Genomic DNA, 20,941 nt, shown 5'->3' on the forward strand with positions numbered 1-20,941 from the left:
AAGATCTAGAAGTTTGTATATAAATCTCAATAATTAGATATAATTTTCATTGCGCTGTCAACCTGCAACGCTACGTTTAGCCTACGCAATGATGGTGTGGAAACAGCGCGAAGCTCATCCTCGCACGCTCAGCGGGGCCCATCGTCAGGATGAAAGTTCGAGCCATTTCAATCGACTGCCTACCCAATCCTGAAAAGCCGGCGTCACGGTTGACATCTAGATAGATTAGATATAATCTTGCTAGATACTATCATATAGGATTCGATTAGATACATGCCGAATTCAAGCGTGACCCTTACAGAGGCCCGGGCGAACTCGACGAGTGTCGATCCGATAAAGATCCCCTCGGGTCGAGGGTTGAACCTGAAGATCACCGGAATCGAAACGTTCATTGTCGACTGCTATCGAACGAACTGGGTGTTCGTGGAGATTCACACCAACGGAGGGATCGTTGGGATCGGCGAAGGCAGCATCGAATACCGAGAACCGACTGTCTGCCAAGCCATTGACGAATTATCGCGAATTTTGCTGGGCTCCGATCCGTTCGCCATCGAGGGCCTGCATCTATTGATGCAGCGGGAGAGCTACTGGTGGTCCGGCCCAATCTTGTCGACCGCAATAAGCGCGGTCGAGCTGGCCCTATGGGACATCAAGGGCAAGGCGCTCGGTGTACCGGTCTACGAACTTCTCGGCGGCAAAGTGCGCGACCGCATCAATGTCTATGCCAACAGTTGGTTTGCCGGCGCAAAATCGATCGAGCAGTTTGCGGAAAAGGCAGCACAAGCCACAGCCCAGGGATTTACGGGTCTGAAGTGGGACCCATTCGGACAAGCTTACCTCACTATGACAACGGCGCAGCTCAACGCATCGATAGCGAACGTCGTGGCGGTGCGCGAAGCGGTCGGTCCCGACGTCGATCTCTATGTCGAGGGTCATGGTCGCTTCAACGTCACCACGGCGATCGAGGTTGGCCGGGCGCTGGAAGGTTTGGGCGTAAAGTGGTTCGAGGAGCCAACCGTCCCGACTCGCGCGGCGCCCATCGCCGAAGTCCGTCGTTCTGTGCGCGTGCCGATCGCGGTTGGTGAGCGCGCCTATTCCCGCTTCGACTGCGCTGACCTGATTAGCGCTGGTGCGGTCGATGTTATCCAACCGGACATCTGCCATGTCTCTGGCCTGCTCGAAATGAAACGCATCGCTGCCATGGCTGACGCCAGCCTCATTCCGGTCGCACCCCACAATGCCAACGGAGCGGTGTGCCACGCCGCAGGCCTGCACTTCGCGGCTGCGTGCAACAATTTCGCGGTTCTTGAAACCTTCGTGATCGATGTGCCCTGGCGGCGTGACATCACGACGGAGGATTGGACATTCGAGGACGGCTGTTTCGTCGTGCCCGACAAGCCAGGGCTCGGCGTTGAATTGCGAAAGGACGCCTTCGCCAACTATCCCTACAAGGTTCACAACCTGCGCCACTTTACAGGCAAGCTGACAGACATCCGTCCGCCAGATTCCTGCCGCTGGTTCTAGAGGATTGGACCGGACCAGAGCGAAGCGGTGCTTTCGAATGAACTCGATGCGCAACAAGGGACGAATCGTCGAAGGCAATTTCCAGTGTGCGAGCAAGCACATCGCCCCATCGATGCGATCGGATCGCATGCCGCATGCACAGGTCTCTGAGTGGAAATAAGAATGGCAAGGGAGGATAGATATGAAAGATACAAAGAAATCTGGCGTTTTGAGACGGTTGATGGTCACCGCCTCAGCCATCATGATGTTGGGTGTTTCCGCTGTTTTCAGCCCGGCAAACGCAGGAAAAGAGGATAACACGCTAACCGTAGCGTGGGACCGCAGCATACCTTCACTCGACTACTACTATATTTCGACACCCGAGATGTTTTCCCTCGGCCGCGAGATTTGGGATTCCCTCATTGAACGCGACCCCGTAACCCATGAATACAAGCCTTCGCTCGCTACATCATGGGCGTGGATTGATGACCTCACCCTTGAGTTGAAACTTCGCGAGGACGTGAAGTTTCACAACGATGAGCCTTTTGACGCCGATGACGTCGTATACACTCTCAACTTGGTTTCCGATCCGAAATCAAAGGTCACGAGTGCGGTATATGTGCGATGGATCAAGAACGCGGAGAAGATTGATAAGTACACTGTCCGCATCCATCTGAAGGAGCCCTTTCCCGCCGCGCTCGAATTCCTGGCCGGCCCCGTGCTCATCTATCCGAACGAATATTACGAGCGCGTTGGTTCCGAGGGCATGAGCCTTCATCCTGTGGGAACAGGGCCATACCAGGTGGCGAACGTCGATCTCGGCAAGGAGATCGTGCTTGAGAGCGGCAACGGACTTGGCCCGCGCGGAAAGGCGAACATCTCGCGGGTCGTTATCCGATTCATTCCCGAAAAGGCCACGCAGATGGCGCTGCTGCTGGCGGGGAAAGTGGATTGGATCCCCAATGTGCCGGTCGACGAAGTCTCGAAATTCGATGGCGTCCCCGGCCTGGCAACCGTAGGCGGAGAAATCATGCGTTTCGTCTACTTCTTCTTCGACGTCACGGGCCGCGCCGGAAAGTCGCCGCTGCAACAGGTCGAAGTGCGACGCGCAATCGCGCATGCCATCAACCGGGAGGAGATAGCTAATGTCCTCTATGGCGGTGGGGCCAAGCCCGCAAAGGCGCCCTGCTTCTGGGAACAGTTTGGATGTTACCAGGATGCTCCTCAGTATGAATATGATCCGGAGAAGGCAAAGAGCCTGCTTGCCGCAGCCGGATATCCGAACGGATTTGACACCAAACTCGACACATACATGCCGACCCAGCTTAGTGACGTGATCGCGGGATATCTCGGGGCAGTTGGTGTTCGGACCAAAGTCGAGACTTTGCAGTTTCAGCCCTGGTACAAGAAACTGACCGACGGCGCTTCGCCGATCAGCATGCAGGGCTGGGCCTCGTTCCGGATAAATGACTCATCCGCCGCCTTGGCGACCATCATCAACTGGTCGGGCATATCCGATTATTACGGCGACGCTGAGTTGAAGGAACAACTGAATATCGGTGATACGAGCACTGACCCGGAAGTACGGAAGGCGGCCTATGAGAAGGCGATCCTGCGTATGATGGATCAGATGTACATCTTGCCGTTGAATTCCATGAGCGTTTACTACGCATACAGGGAAGGACTCGAGTTCAGCACCTACAAAGATGAGGTGCTGCGCTACTATCTTTACAAATGGAACTGATACCGGACGCGGAGGGCAGCGCCGGTCGCAAAGAACCATAAGGCATGGTCATGGAACTCGGGTCGGGATTGCCGTCGGATGAGCGGCTCCCGACCTCAGCCGGAATATGTGACCTTCCGGCGGACGCTTCTCCACTGCTGCCGAGCGACCGCGGACTTCCCGGGATCCTGTGTTTCTTCGGCCCGCTGGCGTGGGAGCAAATGGGAGCGCCATATGACAATGTGAGGGTAGACGCCGAGAGAAGTTGCGTCGGTTCTGCCGTCGCGACGATGGGTACAGCCATGCGGAGCGATCTCGAACAGTAAGCGGCAAGTCATGCTAAGATACATAGTCAAAAAAGCAATCATGGCGGTGTTGGTTGCGGTGACGGTCACGGTCATCGCCTTCCTGTTGTTGCACGTATCAGGCGATCTTGCAGTCGCAATGGCCGGGCAGGGCGCTCCTCCGGAGGAAATCGAAGCGATACGACGCGCATACGGCTTTGATCACCCTATCATCATTCAATATATGGATTGGGTGCTTCGCGCTCTGCAGGGCGACCTCGGCAGTTCGTATTTTTTCCGGGTCCCGGTTACGGAACTGATCGTTTCGCGCCTGCCCATAACCTTCATCCTGGGCGTTTTCGCCCTGGCGTTTGCCCTGTCGTTGGGAATGCTCTTCGGCATCCTTGCGGCACTGTGGCAAAATACCTGGGTCGATCGGCTCTTGATGACGATTTCAGTGATTGGACAGGCGCTGCCCAGTTTCTGGTTTGCGCTTCTGCTGATCATCTTTTTCGGCGTGCAGCTTGGCTGGCTTCCAATATCCGGCACCGATACATGGCAGAACTTCGTTCTTCCGGTAGTTACACTGGGCTTTTACGCACTGCCCGCCTTTATGCGGCTTACTCGCGCCGGAATGATCGAAGTCATGGGCTCCGACTATATCCGGACGGCACGAGCCAAGGGGCTGCGACCGGCGTCGGTAATCTTTAAACACGCATTGCGCAATGCAGTGATTCCCGTAGCTTCCGTGGCCCCGGTCCAATTCGGCTTCATGCTCGGCGGGTCTGTCGTGATCGAAACCGTATTCACCCTTAACGGGCTCGGATATCTCGCATGGGAATCCATCAGCCGGGTCGACTTTCCAGTCGTACAAGCCATCGTGCTGATCCTCGCCCTCATATATGTCGTCCTCACCCTGATCGCAGAGATGATTATTGCATTTCTCGATCCCAGATCGAGAGTGGAGTAACGGTCATGGCTGCTGAACTCGTTGATTCGAAAGCTGAATCTTTGCCACGACAGCGACCCCGCCCGGCGAGAATACGTATCCTTCGAAACTCCGGGGCTGTATTTGGCGCTGTCGTTTTGATTGCCATCGTTCTTGTGGCGATCTTTGCACGAGTTCTCGTAACAGAAGCGCCCGACCATACGGATATTTCGAAGCGATTGGTTCCACCCGTCTGGCATGAAACGGGAACGTGGGAACACCCGCTGGGCACGGACAGATTGGGGCGGGACTATCTATCTCGCCTTGTCTACGGAGCGCAGACATCTCTTCTTATTGGTAGCGTTGCGGTGTTAATGTCGGCAAGCATTGGAATTACGCTTGGCATGCTTGCCGGCTTCTTTGGTGGTCGCCTGGACACCTTTGTCACATTCCTTGTGACGACTCGACTTGCAATGCCGGTTATTCTGGTGGCGCTATCCGTCGTGGCCCTTGTGGGAGGCTCGCTGACGGTTCTCATTCTTGTTCTCGGGCTTCTCTTATGGGATCGTTTCGCCGTTGTTGCTCGCGCGGCGACAAGAGAGGCGCAGTCGCGCGACTACGTCGCGGCTGCCCGCGCGGTGGGGTGCTCGACTCCTTATATCATGATCTTCGAGATTCTGCCCAACATAGCACCGCCCCTTATTGTGGTCGCCACTTTGGAAATGGCTCAGGCCACGCTGCTGGAAGCAGGATTGTCCTTTCTGGGATTGGGGGTACAGCCCCCGCTCTCCTCATGGGGTCTCATGATCAGTGAAGGCAGGGAGTACATGTTTTTCAGCCCCTGGGTGATCTTCATTCCCGGCCTCTCGCTTTTCATACTGGTATTCTGCATCAACCTGGTTGGCGACGGTGTCAGGGATCTGGTTGGTCCGGAGAGCCGCATATGAGCCCGCTTCTCGATGTCGAGCATCTTAGTGTCGAAATTCCGCTGACGCATGGCTTGTTGAGACCTGTGCGAGACGTAAGCTTTTCCGTCGAGCCCGGCGAAACGCTCTGCATCGTCGGCGAATCCGGTTGCGGCAAATCCCTAACTGCGCTTGCGATCATGGGCCTTCTTCCCCGGCGCGCAAGGCGCAGCGCCGCCCGGCTGAAGTTTGAGGAACTCGAACTTGGAGCAATACCCGAACGCGCAATGATGGATATCCGGGGCAATGGGATCGCCATGATATTTCAGGATCCCATGACCTCGCTCAACCCGAGCTTCACCATCGGAAATCAGTTGGAGGAAGTGCTGGTGAGGCATCGTGGCGCCTCCCGTGCCGAGGCCCGTGATCGGGCGCTGTTTCTCCTGGAGAAGGTGGGTATCTCCGCTCCGCATCTGCGTCTGAAACAATACCCGCATCAACTGTCCGGCGGCTTGCGTCAACGCGTGATGATCGCAATGGCACTTATGTGCAATCCGAAGCTGTTGATAGCGGACGAACCGACGACAGCGTTGGATGTCACCATACAGGTACAGATATTGCATCTTCTCAATGATCTTTGCGATGAATTCGGGATGGGGCTTCTGCTCATCACTCACGATCTGGGAATTGTTTCTCGGATCGCGGATCGCGTGGCGGTTATGTATGCGGGGGAGATCGTAGAACTCGGCAAGTCGAGCGAGGTCATGCTCAACCCGATCCATCCCTACACGGAGGCGTTGCTTAAATGCATTCCGGTGCCTGGAAAAGTGGAGAGAGGCCAATATCTCGGATCAATTCCAGGTGTGGTGCCAAGTCTTGCCGAAGAGATTTCGGGATGTGTGTTTCGTGAACGGTGCGCTTACGCCATGCCGCAATGTGCGGAAGATGTGAACTTGTCGGAGCTTTCCGCAGATCATGTCGTTCGTTGCGTTCTTTGGCAAAGCCGAGGCGCCCGGCAGGCGATGGGTGGTCGGCAATGAATATTTCGGCCGCAACGACGTCTCAGCCGCCCATCATGGAAGCTTCACAATTGTACAAGACGTTCCGGACGGCGGGCGGCATGTTCAAGGCACGTCGCATCCTTCATGCGGTGACCGATGTCTCTCTGCAAGTTCGTCGGGGAGAAGTGCTTGGCATTGTCGGAGAATCGGGATGTGGGAAGTCAACTCTTCTCAGAATGCTGATAGGGACGTTGCGCCCCTCGAACGGCCAGATCACAATTGAGGGACGCTCGCTCGATAGCCTGGGACATAGTGCGGTGGCGCGTAAGGTTCAGCCCATTTTCCAGGATCCCTATTCCTCCTTAAATCCACGCAGGACAGTCGGGTCGATTATCGGCCAGCCGCTACATGTGCATCATATCGGCGAGACGGCTGACCGCACCCGCCGTGTTCAGGACCTGATGGATCGGGTGGGATTGCCGGCGCGCTACTATTCCTCTTATCCATCGGAATTGTCGGGAGGACAGCGACAGCGTGTGGCCATTGCACGCGCATTGATCATGAGCCCCAAGATCATCGTATGCGATGAACCGACTTCCGCACTTGATGTTTCGGTGCAGTCGCAGATCCTGAACCTTCTCATGGATATGAAGAGGGATCTCGATCTCACAATAATAATCGTCAGCCACAATCTCGCAGTGATCGAACATTTTGCGACACGCGTAGCCGTAATGTATCTGGGCAAAGTGGTTGAGGAGGCGGAAGCAGAGGAACTGTTCGCCAATCCAAGTCACCCCTATACGCGTGCCCTGCTGGCCTCTATTCTTACTCCGGAACCCGGCTTGGGATTGCCAGAGCTTAACCTTGGCTCGACCTTTCCGAATCCTATGGCCCCCCCCAGCGGATGTTCATTTCATCCGCGCTGTGTTTGTTCGTTTCCCCGATGCAGTACCGAGCCGCCGGTTCTGCGTGATTTGAAACGGGCGAGAGTCGCTTGCCATCTCTATGACACGGCTGACCAGCCCCTTTGATCGGTCCGCACCGGCTATTGCTGCAGGGGGCAAACTGGATTGACATAGCTCGCCGCAGTCTGCCCCGCAGGACTTTTCGCGCCGTCTTATCTGCCCCAGCCAAGCGCGAGCGGGGAGACCTCGCGCGCGAGTTCCAGAAGTCCCTCTCGGGTCGCAGGATGTAGGGGTCGTAGAGGATGACGGACGGTTTCGCTGGCGATCACGCGGCCCTCGAACAAAACGGCCTTTGCCGCGCGCAGGCCGCACTGCCGGTTCTCGAAGTTGATGAGGGGCAGAATACGCGCGTAGTCCTTCGCAGCTTCAATCCGGTCATTATTCCGGTGTTTCTGCACCACCGTGCGGATCAGGTCGGGCAAAAGCGCACTGCACATCGTGCCAACAGCACCGGCGTCAAGGTCCGCCATCAGCGTGATCGACTCCTCTCCGTCGAAGGGACCGACAATCGCATCGTCGCCTACCTCGATAAGTTCGCGCAATTTTGCGGCAGCGCCCGCAACCTCTATCTTGAAATGGTGAACGGCTGGTATGATCGCAGCGAGCCGCGCGAGAAACGCGACGGATAGCCGGACGCCGCTCAAGGGTGCGTCCTGCACCATGATCGGAAGACGGGACGCTTCGGCAACCGCCGCGAAATGTTCGACCATTGCCTCTTCATCAGCCTGTAGCCCCGCACCGTGGTAGGGTGGCATCAGCATCAGCATGAAGGCTCCCGCTGACGCTGCCTGCCTTGCACGTTCGGCGGCGATCGCAGTGGAAAAATGGCTGCATGTCACGATGATCGGAACACGCCCCGCAGCATGGTCAATGCAAAGATCAACAAGCTGGGTACGCTCGTTGTCAGTCAGCAGAAACTGTTCGGAATAGTTCGCAAGTATGCATATTCCATCGACGCCCTGATCGATCATGCAATCTATGACCCGCTTCTGGCCTTCGAGGTCAAGCGCGCCATTTTCCAGGAACGGTGTTGGCGCTACCGGCACTACGCCCGTGAGCTTCCGGGTACGAATGTCGTCCATCGGCAGTTGCTTCCCTTTATGGATGTTTTGCGCATCTTCCGGCTGGCCAGCCGCAATTCGCCAGATGGAGAAACGCCAGTTCCGACCGTTAGCCTGCTTCTAAGCAATCCTCGAGTGAACAGCCCGAACGCAGGTTTCACTTCCTATGCGGCAACAACAGAAAACTGACGTCATCGCCACCGTTTGGCTGCTGCACAAACATTATGCCTGCACCGGAATCTACAGAACTGAAAAGAGGCGATGAAGGTATTCCAAACGTTCATCAGACCGGGGACCCTTCGCAGACGCCGTCTATCGTGGACCTCGGCTCGCGCTGCGAGCTTCGATCATGCAGTGAGTATCCCTGCTTTCTTGCAACGGTTCGGAGGATATCTGCAAACTCCGCTGCAATCGGAGACCATTCGATGCCTCTCCGCTTTATTATGCCGAACGGCTCGCGCGGGTCGGCAAGTGTGATCGGCAGGCGAACGAAATTCCCGCTCGCAGTTGCGACGATGTCGTCGTGCATTGCGGAGAGCATTTTGGCTTGGCTCACCAATTGAAGCGTCGCGAAAACCGAGCCCGTCTCAACAAGATTGCGCGGCGTATCAAGGCCTGACTGAGAGAAATACTCGTCAAGGATTTCACGCTGCGGTGAATCTCTCGACTGCAGCACCCATGGATAATTGAGCAGTTCTGCCGCTTTGATTGCTTTACGACCGGCAAGCGGATGGTCGGCAGACGCGAAGATACCAATAGGATCGATGCCTATGGCCTCGCGGCTGAACAGAACAGGTTGCTTGGTGTTGCTGTAGCGAGCTATCACCAAATCCAGGTCGCCGTGTTCCAGTTCCTCCAGCAATCGGTCGCTCGTGTCGGAAACGATCCTGATTTTCACGAGCGGTCGCAAGGCCTTCAACTCAGCGATCGCGACCGGCAGAAGTTTGGTCACGGTCGACATGATCGCGCCGACAGCCAGCTCACCATACCCTCCGTCTTTGAGATTCTGGAGCGATGCAAAGAACCGACCGCTGTCTGCGAGGGTGGTAGAGGCAAAATCGATGATGAACTTCCCGATATCCGTCGGCACTAGCGCGCGTGACGTACGTTCGAAGATTCGCACGTCGAGTGCCGTCTCGATATTCTGAAGCATCTTGGTCGCGGCAGACTGCGTGACGTTCATGGCCTCGCCGGCTCGATGAAGGTTGCTCGTTGCGGAAATGAGAACAAGGAGGCGCAGATGCTTGAAGTTTATGCGTGTCAGCGCACGCATGAGTTGCTGTTCGGGCGGCCTCTGGAACACATTCATGAATTTCGATCCAGCATTTCGCAAATAGTTGCCTGAACAATCGCTAAAACGTGGATGCAGCTCGGCAACGAGGTGTGACACATACGGAATTCGCGGTTGAAATCACGACGGTCAGTTTGGTTTCTATATAAATTAATGTGATTAGATCGAATTCTGTCTTTTGTGTCAACCTGCGGGCCGGTTCGGTTCCCCTTTTCAATCCAAAATATTTAATATAGAAACCGTTGATTGTATCTAAAATCGAGGCGGCCGCCGAGATTTCGAACGCGTCAAATCGATTGAATCAGCTTGGTTTTCGACTTTCGACCGATGCCCTCATGGGCCGCATCGGTGAGGTCATATGGACGAAAACAGGAGAAAGTGATATGCGTCTAAACTTGGGCGCACACAAAAAGAGATAATATTTTGAAGGTGATAGTCCTGCAGGTGCAGTATAGGTGGGGCAGGCACTGTAGTGATTTTGGCAATCTGAAACTGCTTCTCAGAAATGCGGCTGGCCGGTGATACAATGGACGTGAAGATGGAGATCGAGCCGGGGGTGCCGACCTATGCTGCTCTCAGGGATCGCCTGCGGGCAGAAATTCTGTCGGGCAAGCTGCCAGCCGGCGCGCGTTTGACCACTGCGTCACTGGTGGAGCGGTTTGGCGTCAGCCAGATGCCGATACGCGAGGCGCTTCAGGCTCTTGAGGGGGAAGGCCTGATTGAGATCGCACCCCACAGGGGCGCCGCCGTTCTCCCCTTGGACGTTTCTCGTGTACGTAACATCTACGATTTGCGCGGTGCGCTGGAAGCGCTGCTGATCAAGCTGGCTCTGCCAAATCTGAGCAACCGCGCCATGGCGCAGGCCGCTGCGATCCACGACCAGATGAAAGCGGAAATGGGCAACGGCGATCACGCCAATCTCTTTTCGCTGAATCAGCAGTTTCATCATCTGCTGTACCGGCACGCGGAAAACTCTGAGGCTTTCGATATCTACAATCGTTACGCGAGTCTGCTCGGCACGCTGCGCGAAACCTACGGCTTTACCAAGGAGCGGGTCGCGCGGATGATGGATGAGCATCAGGAGATTTTGGAGTCGTTGCGCACCCAGGACGAGCAGCGCCTGACTGCCTTGATCGAGCGACATTGCGAGGGGGCCAAGCTCGACATGCTTGCCCTTATGCAGAACAGCAAAAATCAGGCAGAACCTGCGGCGCGCTATGACGCGCCCCTCCCGTCGCCGTAACCGGGTTGGCCCTCTACTGCGATGCGCCAGGCGACGCGCTCAAGCCTCTTTGGATCGGCAAACTGACCGCTCCTCCTCCTCTACCAACGACACCAAGTCGTGCTTGGCGCCCTGAGAATGCGAGTGCACGATCTTTTCCAGCCGTTGCAGATCTTCCGCCTTTAGCGCTTCAAGCATCTCTTCGTGCTGTTCGAGCATTTGGGACATTCTTGAAGCGGTAAAGCCAAATCTCGCGCGCCATGCCCGCAGCAGATTCACATAGCGATCGTAGATGCCAAGCAAGTCCGGGCTCTCGGAATAATCGAATATCAGGACATGAAACTGACTGTTTAGTTCGAAGAGCTTGGCTGAATCGCCTCCCTCTTTGGCCAGATGCATCGCTTGCTGCATATCTTGCAGCTTCGTCATTGCCGCATTGGTTATATTGGGAAGAGCGGAACGCATGAGCAATATTTCCACGGCACTGAGCAGATCGTAGATGTGGCCGATCCTCTTGGCGTCCAGCGCCAGGACAGTAGCGCCCTTGTGATGGCGTATTGTAATCAGCCCTTCGCCCTCCAGGGCCTGAAGCGCCTCCCTGACCGGCATCTGGCTGATGGCGAAGCGCTTGACCAACGAACCGGCAGTCAGGCGCGATCCCGCAGGTATGTTTCCCGACAGGATCTCGGCCCGGATGATGTCCCGCGCCGCTGCATAAGCAGGCGTATTTGGCGCGCCATTAAGCGACCTCTTAGGTTTCATCGTCCACTCCTGGCGCAATACAACTAGGTCATGAACTCACAAGTCCGATTGAAACGATGTGAGGACCACATCCGAAGGACGAATGCGCGAGAGCATCCAGGACTGCCTCGAAGTGGGCTGGTGCACCATCAAAAAGTCCGCTGAGAAATTGGCTCTTGGATCAGCGGACCTCCCGCGACGAACAGGCGTTCAAATTCACAACCCGGTAAACTGGCTCACATATTTGCACACCAGATAGGCGTCGAGCGCTTCCGCCCCGCCTTCATTGCCGTAGCCCGAATCTCGAATCCCGCCAAACGGCACTTCTGGAAGGCCGAGATTGTGATGGTTGATCGAAACCATGCCCGCCTCGAGGCTTTGCCCTATCTCCCGGGCCCGACGTGAGGAGCCGGTATAGGCGTAAGCTGCCAGCCCGTATTGCAATCTGTTTGCTTCCGAGATCATCTGCTCCTCGTCACCATATGCATTGATGAGCGCGATCGGCCCAAACGGCTCTTCGTTCATGATCCGGGCGCTCACCGGCACGTCCGTCAAGACTGTAGGCTCGAAGAAATAGCCGCGATTGCCCAATCTCTTTCCGCCTGTCGCCAAAACGGCGCCAGCCGCGGTCGCATTCTCGACAAGACCTTGCATTGCGGTCAGCCGACGAGCGTGGACGAGCGGCCCCATCTGAGTGTCGGCATCCAGACCATTGCCGACCTTGACCGCCTGAGCTGCCTCGACAAAGGCCGACGCGAAAGTCTCCTTCACCTCCTGGTGGACGATGAAACGCGTTGGTGAGGTGCAAACTTGTCCGGCGTTGCGATATTTGGCAGCCGAAACAATCTTCACTGTTCTTTCGATGTCGGCATCATCGAAAACCAACACCGGACCGTGGCCGCCCAATTCCATTGTCGCTGGTTTCATATGGGCGCCGGCGAGAGAGGCAAGGTGCTTGCCGACCGCAGTCGAGCCTGTGAACGACACTTTGCGGATCACAGGATGCGGGATCAGATACTCGGAAATCTGAGCCGGATTACCGTAAACGAGGTTTATCACTCCCTCCGGCAAACCCGCGTCGACAAATGCGGCCACCAATGCAGCGCAGCTCGCAGGGGTGTCTTCCGGACCTTTAAGCACGATTGTGCAGCCCGTTGCGACCGCGGCGCAGATTTTCCGAACGGCCTGATTGATCGGAAAATTCCACGGGGTGAAAGCCGCCACCGGACCTATAGGCTCGCGCGTCACTTTCTGCTCGATATTGTCGGCGCGCGCGGGCACGATACGAGTGGATATCCGCCGCGCCTCCTCGGCGAACCAGTCAATAATCTCGACACCGCTGGCAGCCTCGGCCTGTGCCTGGGCAAGAGGTTTGCCCTGTTCCATCGTCATGATGGTGCTGATATCGCCGACCCGTTGCTCGAGCAGCCGAGCGGCGGCGCGCAAAATGCGGTAGCGTTCATAGGGGAGGGACCGCCGCCAGATTCCAAACGCCTTATCGGAGGAAAGCAGCGCGGCATCGAGGTCGGCCACGGTCGCTACCGGTACTCTACCGATCTCTTCCTCCGTCGCCGGATTATGGATCGGAAGGGTCGCACCATCGGAGGCTTGCCGCCAAGTGCCGCCAATGAGGAGATTGACTGTTGGATATGCAATGCTACCGCTGCGTTCATTCATTGTCTGTCACCGTATGCCTCGGATATTCTTGCAAACTGCCACGCCGACATGACTTCCTTGTGGAAGCTGCATGCAGCATTGCAGATGTCGGCCCACTTCTGGTCCGTCTCATATTGCCTTCACTACGTTTGGCTTCATTTTGGACCCCGATCCGGACATTTGACCATTGAAAAGAATCGTTCTGCCAATTCCAAATCTTCATGGCTCCACCTTCATCTGGCCAATTGCCAGTGTCGCTGGTCACGCATTGTGCGGAATTGCGGTGTGCCCTCCCGCAACCAAATGCTGGTACCCTCGCGCGCCGTTCGAACATGCAAAATCGTAGACGATGTCGAGTTAGACCGAGAGCGAGCATCCGCGTCAGGCATGGCGGAATGGGGGCGTTTTGGAGTTTTGCAGGCGCGAGCAGATCGTGCCGCGCCTGCAGGTTCTGGCCGGGATCAAACGGGCCGGAATTCCGGTGTCAACGCACCAAAGGTTGGCCATTCCAGAGGGACGCCAGTTGCGCGCAACTCCCCCTGCAACTCCTCGAGAAGTTCACCCGATTCGCTGACGGCACGCGGAGGGACGCCTTTGCGCAAGGAGAACGCCGCGAGCGCGCCACTTGCCTCGCCGATGCTCCACTCGATCGGGTGAAGTCGGAAGGCCCCATTCGTGATGCGCGTCGTGCCGAGATTCTTGCAGGCGGGCAGATAGTTTTCGACGCGGACCGGCAACAGCGCACCCAGCGGAATCTGGAAAGGATAGCTGTCAATATCGACGGTGTCGCGCTTGCGCGTGGCATGAATATCGATCCGATAGGCGCCAATGCCGAGAGAATCCTTGAATCGCTCCGCTCGGTCTGCACCTGGACGGGCCTTCACCCCGATATGCTGCTCGAGCACCGTGAACTGCGCTTTGATGCGCCGACCCTCCCGGTAATATGCCTGCTTGGCCAAGCCGTCCGAAGTTCCGAGAACATCGCCGCGTAGTCGCAGGCCAGGATAGCCGACGCCTTTGTCGTCGTGACGCGGAGCTTCCGTCTGCATCCAATACAGAAAGCCCAGAGCGAGGTTGCGCGACTCTTCAAGCGCGCGCGCCTCTTCTTCCGGTGAAACACCGACAACGGGCTTTAGCCAGTAGTCCGTCTGAGGCGTGTTTATGATGGTGATGTCGCTTGGGTAAAAGCCCGGCACGAAGCTCTTTCGATGAGCTATTCGGCGCGAATGCCAGATGTCAAAAAGGCTATCTTCATCGCTGTCGCCGGCGAACAGGGGCCACGTCATGGGGCGACTGCTAACCTCGCCTTCATATAGCGCGAAACCTGCACTCACCGTCCATCCATATTGCGGACCGGGCCAGTAATCGCGCTTCAGTTCGCGGAAGGTCTCGTAGCCCGGAGGCCGGTCAATCGTATGATCTTCCTCTGGGAGGTAATCAATGGCGAGGCACCAGGTGATGGGCTGTTGGTCGAACGGGTCTGCCGGCCCGTCGATGGCATGCAGTTCTCCCGTCTCCGATCGGCTCTCAGCTCCGAGCACGTGTTCGATGTCGGTAAATTCCAGAAGCTCGCCTGTCTCCGTTGCGTCGATTACGATATCGGCTGTGACGGACAACTTCGATCCCGTATCGAGGTCCAGAAATGCGACGCTGCGGATATGGTCTGCGACCTGATCCACGGCCTCCACCTTGTGCCTTGTCAGAACCCTCAACCGGCCGCTGCCTTGGTATGGTGCAAGCATTTCCCAAATCGCTTGCACGGCCACTCTTGGCTCAACACACAGTTTGCTCATATTGGCCATACCCGGGTTGAGTGGCACCCGGGCGCGTGCTTGCGAGGTCAGCGGAAAGTTGCGGCGGTAATAGTCCCGGATCATCTCCCGGAACCTCGAATAGCTGCGCGAACCGATGCCGTTGTCGTCGCACAATCCGATGTCGAACGGCACAGCGCACGAAGTAAGCTGGCCGCCGAGCCAATCGCGCTCCTCCGCCAGGATGACGTTGGTACCACCCCGCAAGGCGGCAAGTGCCGCGCTGATTCCGCCCAGACCTCCTCCTACAACCAGCAGCTGGGTGCTCAGCTCTCTCGGTTTCGTGCTCATGCTGTTCATGTCCTCCATCCTCACTTTAACTCTTACCGCCATCGAGGCGGCAGGCTCCTGCCATCATTCCCGGAGACCGGCTTTGCGGGAAGTCACAGGCAAACATCGTGTGGGTGAACTATGAACGGCGTCGGTGCAGCGCGAAGCCTCTCCCACATCCAATAAGCCTGGGTGATCCTCCAATCTTTTCAATTGAGGGATACCGGCATTCCCCACGAGCGACCATTGAAAAGAATCGCATCACCTATTCCAAAATTTCATTCGAAATACTCTCTAATATTCGTTGGCATATTCAGTGAAGAATCTGGCTCAATCACAGTCGTTCAAATGCAGATGCTGCATTGTACTTTCACATAACCGCATTCGCCCGCAGGCCCGAATCTATCGGTCCAGTGCGATGATCTTGAACCACTCGCAGCGCAGACAGCGAGCGGGCTTGGAAGGTTCCGGAGGCAGCCACGTTCAGGGCAATATCCAGCCCGTCATCTTTGAAAGTTCCGAGGCAAAGGGCCGCGTAGAGCAGAGTGCCCACGAATACCGACACAGCTGCGGTCGAAGAGTGCCGTTAATCCGACACGACGCGATCGGACGTCGCCGCGATGAATTCATTGACATGACGCATGAATTCGGAAAATCCGGGCTCATCTTCAAGCAGAATATGGTTCGGACTGTCGAGTTCAAAGAACCTTGCGCCTTTGATTTCAGCCGCCAATGCCTTGCCCGAATTGAGAGGGGCAACGGCATCTTCGCGCGCGTGTAGCACTATCGTGGGGATATTGATCAACGGCAGGTATTCACTCACATCGATATCGGCAAACACGTTCTGCAATCTCCACGCGTCGCCCGGCAGCACTGTTTGTCGCTGCAACTCGTCCATCCAAGTAAGCTGTTCCGGACTTGCTCCCTTGATAAACATGGAAGAGAACAATTGTCGAAATGTCGCGCTGCTGTTGCCCCACCCCTCTCGCATCAGTGTTGCCAAAGCCTGACGGGTTGCAATTTCATGCGGATCTCCGCGGGCGCGCCACCCCTTCACATAACCACCATACAGAATGAGACCGCTCACCCTTCCGGGGTTTCGGGCAGCGTAAGCGATGGACAATGGGCAACCCTGCGAAATGCCAAGCAGCGTAAAGCGCTCCAGTCCGGCCGCGTCTGCGACCGTTTCCAGGTCTGACACCATGGCTTCGAAAGAGACGTCCTCGACCTCCCGTTCCGACAGGCCGTTGCATCGCTCGTCATATCGGACGAACAGATGATTTTCGGACATGCTGGAGATCCAGTGTTTCCAGATCGGACTGCGCCAGTCATATGTGAGATGAGACATCCAGTGCGCCGCTCTCAAAACGGGAGATCCTGCGCCTGACTTTGCATAAGCCAAACGGACGCCATCACGGCTCTTGCAGAAATACACCTCCTGATCATTCCGGGTCGTTGCCCTCGCATGCGCAGCAGGGCGTTCGATTGGTGTCACGTCGGCATCGGGGCGCCGCCCAGCCTTAAGCACCGTTATGCCTTCGCCATTCTCAAACGTGGCCTTCGAACTCGACCAAAGCCGCGTTGAATATTTAGCGGCCTCCTCTGGTTGAGCGTGAAGCCGGGCGACCAATTCTCGAAGCAGTCGCCTCTCGATCGCCTCGACTTCGGCATCCACCGCGTCGCGCCAGGCCTGATATTCCTCGCAACGCTCAAGGGACAAATCCTTGAGGAAACCGCCTTCTACAGAGTCCGCCGCCCGCTTGAGTTCATCAAGCGGAACCTTGTTGAGATCGGCTTTGGCAAGCGTTTTCAGTTGAGCGTAGTCGAGGCTTTTCCAAACGCGCAAATGAACTGAATTGCGGTCCGTCCAAAGCGAATTCTCATGTGCTCCCAGCATCGCGCGGATCTTGTTGAGGCTCCACCGCAGCGACCCTCTGGGATCATATGGAATCTCCCAGAACATCTGGCACAATTTTTCGCGAAGGACGGGTTTGTCGACGACGGCAAGATACGCGAACAGTGCTCGCGTTATCCTGGACGGGGGCAGATAGATTTCTGCTCCATCGCTTTCCATGCGAAAATTTCCGAGAACCTTTATTGATAGACCGTCGGGTATTCCCGCTGGGTTCGGGCTGCTTGCAACCCTTGCACCCAGGTCGCTCACACCATCAAAATTGCTGTGCGCCTTTCCCTCATATGGAAGGTTGGCCTTTTGAAACCCATCGATGATGTGATTGCGGACTGCATCGTCTCTGACCGGTTGTGATTTAAGCCAGTGGCTTATCGAAAAATGAGGATGGGCAACAAGGAACAGTTCTGCTTCGCGCCTTGCTTCGGCCGTCTTTCCCAATTGAGCTAGGCTCGCGGCAAGAAATTTCCTCGAATTCGTTCGATAGGTGTCCTCCCTGCGCAGTGTTTCGATTGCTTTTTCATAGTCTCCAGCAGCGTATTGCGCTTGTCCCAGATGACAATAGTACCAGCAAGCAGGATAGGGATTCAGGCGAATTGCCTTTTGGATTTGCTCCAGGCTTTCAGAAATCTTTCCGCTGAGTACGGAAATATCGGACATGGCCGCCCACGTATCAGCGTGGTTCGAATCCAATTCGAGAGCCTTTGAAAACGCCTGCTCCGACTCTTGCCATCTTCTCTCATAAGCGAGGATCGTACCGAGGAAATAGTAGTTTCCAGCATCGCTGGGATCCAGTTCGACGGCCTTTTCCGAAAGTTGAACCGCAAGTTGTCGGTTTGGATCCTCCGGTTCGCCGAAATGCGTCCAGGCAAGCCATCTGTTGTATGCAAGCATTCCGGTAGCTTCAGCATAGCCGGGCTCAAGTTCGATCGCCCGCTTGAGCAATAGATACGCTTCGCGCGCCGTTTGCGGAGATTCCTCGGTCAAGGCCCGCGCCCGCAGGCAGAGGTCGTGGGCCTCCAGGTTCCTGGGACGCTTGCGTCGAAGTGGCGTGGTCAGCCTTCCGACCAGTGCTTCGACAATTTTGGCGTTCACTTCGTCCTGAAGTGAAAACACATCTTCCTCAGTCCGATCAAAGCGTTCTGCCCACAGATGCTGGCCGTGCACGGCGTCGATAAGTTGTGCGTTTATGCGCAGCCTGCCATGAGCACGCCGTGCGCTGCCTTCCAGTATGTAGCGGACGCCCAGTTTTTGCGCGACATGAGGTATGTCGACTGCTTTGCCTTTATATACAAAAACCGAGTTCCGAGCGATGACGAACAACTCGGTCGAACGCGACAGATCCGTTATAAGATCGTCGGTCAATCCATCAACGAATGCCTCGTCTTCCGCGGTTCCGGAAGTGCATGTGAACGGCAGAACAGCTATCGACGGCTTCTCCGGCAGCTGCAACGTGCTTTCCAGAGCGTCCGGCCAATGCCACACATGCACGGGCCTTGCGAGGTTCTTGAGTTTCCTCAATCCTGCATCGAAGAAACTGGCGGCGACTTTCCCCGCGATTTCCTCGTAGACTTTTGATGAAATACAAATTCCGCCGGGCGAGGCTAACGTTTCAAGGCGCGCGGCAACATTCACACCCTCGCCCAGAACATCATCTCCCTCATCGACAACATCGCCAAGGTTGACTCCGATGCGCAAGAGCAATCGCTCGTGCTCAATGATATTCATATCAGGAAGCGCCGTTTCCCGCTGCATTTCGAGCGCCGCGATGACTGCATTGACCGCGCTGGGAAACTCGATAAGAAACCCGTCGCCGGAATTCTTGACCACTCGCCCTCCGTTGCGATGGACGACCGGCTCAATTGCCCTGCTCTGAAGTCGCTTCAATCCGGCAAGGGTACTGGCCTCGTCGATTTCCATCAGGCGAGAGAAACCGACCATGTCCACGACGACGACAGCTGCGAGACGGCGTCGGATGGCTTGAAGCGGCATGCCAATTACGTCCTACGAGCAGAACTGGAGCAAGAGGTCATAGTGAAGGCGACTCGTGTTCCGCACAAGGTGCAACGGCATGAGCGGTGGCAAGTCTTTCCGCAGCAATCCCTGTGCTTTTTCTGAGACAGGTTCGCTCCAGACTGCAAATTCCACCAGACATCTTGCCGTTTCACATGGATTTACCGTGCCTTTGCAGCCGCGCGACGGAATGTGCCTCTTTTTTCGGCGTTCAGATGACTTTTTTACCATTCTTGCTCTCGCCGGTTTTCAAGGGCCGCTCGAAAGCCCCGAGAATCGGGCGTGAGCGGAATCTGCCGTGCTTGGCACAGTCCTTGCTTCGTTGAGGACGTGCAGAGCGTCTAGGGTTCCGGCCGCCGCAACATGATCCGGGAAGTTTCCGGAGAAGGTCATGTTGTCGACGTGGCGGTGCTGGTCCGAGAGACGCAACCGCAGCTTATGCGTTGACGCGTAAGGCGGAACACGGCGGGCCAAAATCCCGGGAGAAGACTGCACGGGTTTGCTGGCGCGAACCTCTCCCGGTTTTGCGCTGCGCGGACTCCAACAGGACATTCGGACGCGATCCGGACGAAACCGAGGGGTAAAACATGCTTCGCAAACTGGCCGTCACGTTTCTCACTGCTTTCCTTGCCCTTGCGCCCCTGACGACGGCACAGGCTCAAGCCAAGAAGGATTTCAAGATATGCTGGTCGATCTATGTCGGCTGGATGCCGTGGGGCTATCTCTCGGACAGCGGGATCATGAAGAAGTGGGCCGATAAATATGGGATCAATGTCGAGATCACGCGCATCAACGACTATGTCGAGTCGATAAACCAGTATACGGCCGGAGGGTTCGACGGGTGTTCCATGACCAATATGGACGCGCTGTCTATCCCGGCTGGCGGTGGCGTCGATACGACCGCGTTGATTATTGGGGACTTCTCAAACGGCAATGACGCCGTGATCCTGAAGGACAAGACCGAACTGAAGGATATAGCCGGGCAGAAGGTCAATCTGGTCGAACTTTCAGTCTCTCACTACCTGCTGGCCCGTGCACTCGATACGGTGGGGCTGGCCGAAAAGGATATCACCGTCGTCAATACCTCCGACGCGGACATGGTCGCCGCCTACGGAACGGCCGACGTCACCTCGGTGGTGACCTGGAACCCGCTCGTATCGGAAATCCTAGCCATGCCCGGCGCCAACAAAGTGTTCGATTCCTCGCAAATTCCGGGCGAAATCATCGACATGATGGTGGTGAACACCGCTACGCTGAAGGACAATCCGGAACTCGGCAAGGCGTTGGTCGGCGCCTGGTATGAGACGATGGCCCTGATGGCATCTGGTACACCGGAGGGCCAGGCGGCAAAGGAGGAAATGGCCAAGGCATCCGGTACGGACCTTGCCGGTTTCGACGCACAGCTTGCGTCGACCGCGATGTTCTTCGAACCGGCCAAAGCGGTCGAGTTCGCCAAGGGCGCCGAACTGCCGAAGACCATGGACCATGTGCGCAACTTTCTCTTCAGTCATGGCATTCTTGGCGCCAACGCCCCGAGCGTCGATTTCATCGGCATGAGCTTTGCGGACGGTTCGACGCTGGGCGACACCGCCAATGTCAAGCTGCGCTTTGATCCGGCCTTCATGGCGGAAGCTGCGGCCGGATCGCTTTGAGACCCG

At 56.4% G+C, this 20,941-nt stretch carries 15 protein-coding genes and 1 pseudogene; 9 read left to right on the forward strand and 7 right to left on the reverse strand.

Annotated features, from left to right (window positions below):
* Positions 1–357: 357 nt before the first annotated feature.
* The 6 genes from M9924_12520 (at position 358) to M9924_12545 (ending at position 7,375) form a co-directional block, all read left to right on the forward strand.
* The gene (locus M9924_12520; GenBank protein ID MCO5065221.1) at positions 358–1,524 is read left to right on the forward strand and encodes a mandelate racemase/muconate lactonizing enzyme family protein; all 1,167 of its coding nucleotides are present in this window, start codon (positions 358–360) and stop codon (positions 1,522–1,524) included.
* Positions 1,525–1,705: 181 nt separating this feature from the next.
* Entirely contained in the window at positions 1,706–3,247 is a 1,542-nt protein-coding gene (locus M9924_12525; protein ID MCO5065222.1) for an ABC transporter substrate-binding protein, read from the forward strand.
* A 315-nt stretch (positions 3,248–3,562) separates the two neighbouring features.
* Positions 3,563–4,480, forward strand: coding sequence for an ABC transporter permease (locus tag M9924_12530; protein ID MCO5065223.1), 918 nt, complete (start codon positions 3,563–3,565; stop codon positions 4,478–4,480).
* Positions 4,481–4,485: 5 nt separating this feature from the next.
* Positions 4,486–5,385, forward strand: coding sequence for an ABC transporter permease (locus tag M9924_12535; protein MCO5065224.1), 900 nt, complete (start codon positions 4,486–4,488; stop codon positions 5,383–5,385).
* Positions 5,382–6,383, forward strand: coding sequence for an ABC transporter ATP-binding protein (locus M9924_12540; GenBank protein MCO5065225.1), 1,002 nt, complete (start codon positions 5,382–5,384; stop codon positions 6,381–6,383). Before M9924_12535 ends, M9924_12540 begins: the two co-directional genes overlap by 4 nt.
* Complete coding sequence (locus M9924_12545) at positions 6,380–7,375, forward strand: ATP-binding cassette domain-containing protein (GenBank protein MCO5065226.1); 996 nt, start codon at positions 6,380–6,382, stop codon at positions 7,373–7,375. The genes M9924_12540 and M9924_12545 overlap by 4 nt, the downstream gene beginning before the upstream one ends.
* Before the next feature lie 86 nt (positions 7,376–7,461).
* On the opposite strand, the gene M9924_12550 is transcribed toward M9924_12545, so the two are convergent.
* Complete coding sequence (locus M9924_12550) at positions 7,462–8,391, reverse strand: dihydrodipicolinate synthase family protein (protein ID MCO5065227.1); 930 nt, start codon at positions 8,389–8,391, stop codon at positions 7,462–7,464.
* A 262-nt stretch (positions 8,392–8,653) separates the two neighbouring features.
* A complete protein-coding gene (locus M9924_12555; protein MCO5065228.1) occupies positions 8,654–9,679 on the reverse strand; it encodes a LysR family transcriptional regulator in 1,026 nt (341 codons plus the stop codon).
* Between the two features lie 508 nt (positions 9,680–10,187).
* Here M9924_12555 and M9924_12560 point away from each other — a divergent pair.
* Positions 10,188–10,904 (forward strand): GntR family transcriptional regulator, encoded by a 717-nt coding sequence (locus M9924_12560; GenBank protein ID MCO5065229.1) that lies wholly within the window; start codon positions 10,188–10,190, stop codon positions 10,902–10,904.
* 39 nt (positions 10,905–10,943) lie between these two features.
* On the opposite strand, the gene M9924_12565 is transcribed toward M9924_12560, so the two are convergent.
* From M9924_12565 to M9924_12585, 5 genes and pseudogenes are all read right to left on the reverse strand, one after another.
* Entirely contained in the window at positions 10,944–11,645 is a 702-nt protein-coding gene (locus M9924_12565; protein MCO5065230.1) for a GntR family transcriptional regulator, read from the reverse strand.
* Between the two features lie 195 nt (positions 11,646–11,840).
* Positions 11,841–13,301: an NAD-dependent succinate-semialdehyde dehydrogenase gene (locus tag M9924_12570; GenBank protein ID MCO5065231.1), complete on the reverse strand. Its 1,461-nt coding sequence runs from the start codon at positions 13,299–13,301 to the stop codon at positions 11,841–11,843.
* 440 nt (positions 13,302–13,741) lie between these two features.
* Positions 13,742–15,391: an FAD-dependent oxidoreductase gene (locus tag M9924_12575; GenBank protein MCO5065232.1), complete on the reverse strand. Its 1,650-nt coding sequence runs from the start codon at positions 15,389–15,391 to the stop codon at positions 13,742–13,744.
* 556 nt (positions 15,392–15,947) lie between these two features.
* A complete protein-coding gene (locus M9924_12580) occupies positions 15,948–16,652 on the reverse strand; it encodes an alpha/beta hydrolase (protein MCO5065233.1) in 705 nt (234 codons plus the stop codon).
* Positions 16,653–17,558: 906 nt separating this feature from the next.
* A pseudogene (locus M9924_12585) lies at positions 17,559–19,262 on the reverse strand (adenylate/guanylate cyclase domain-containing protein).
* 79 nt (positions 19,263–19,341) lie between these two features.
* Here M9924_12585 and M9924_12590 point away from each other — a divergent pair.
* The gene (locus M9924_12590) at positions 19,342–19,569 is read left to right on the forward strand and encodes a hypothetical protein (GenBank protein MCO5065234.1); all 228 of its coding nucleotides are present in this window, start codon (positions 19,342–19,344) and stop codon (positions 19,567–19,569) included.
* Between the two features lie 301 nt (positions 19,570–19,870).
* Positions 19,871–20,935, forward strand: coding sequence for a putative urea ABC transporter substrate-binding protein (locus M9924_12595; GenBank protein ID MCO5065235.1), 1,065 nt, complete (start codon positions 19,871–19,873; stop codon positions 20,933–20,935).
* Positions 20,936–20,941 lie beyond the last annotated feature (6 nt).

This window comes from Rhizobiaceae bacterium (assembly GCA_023953835.1).
In the GTDB taxonomy this organism is placed as follows: Bacteria; Pseudomonadota; Alphaproteobacteria; order Rhizobiales; family Rhizobiaceae; genus Mesorhizobium_G.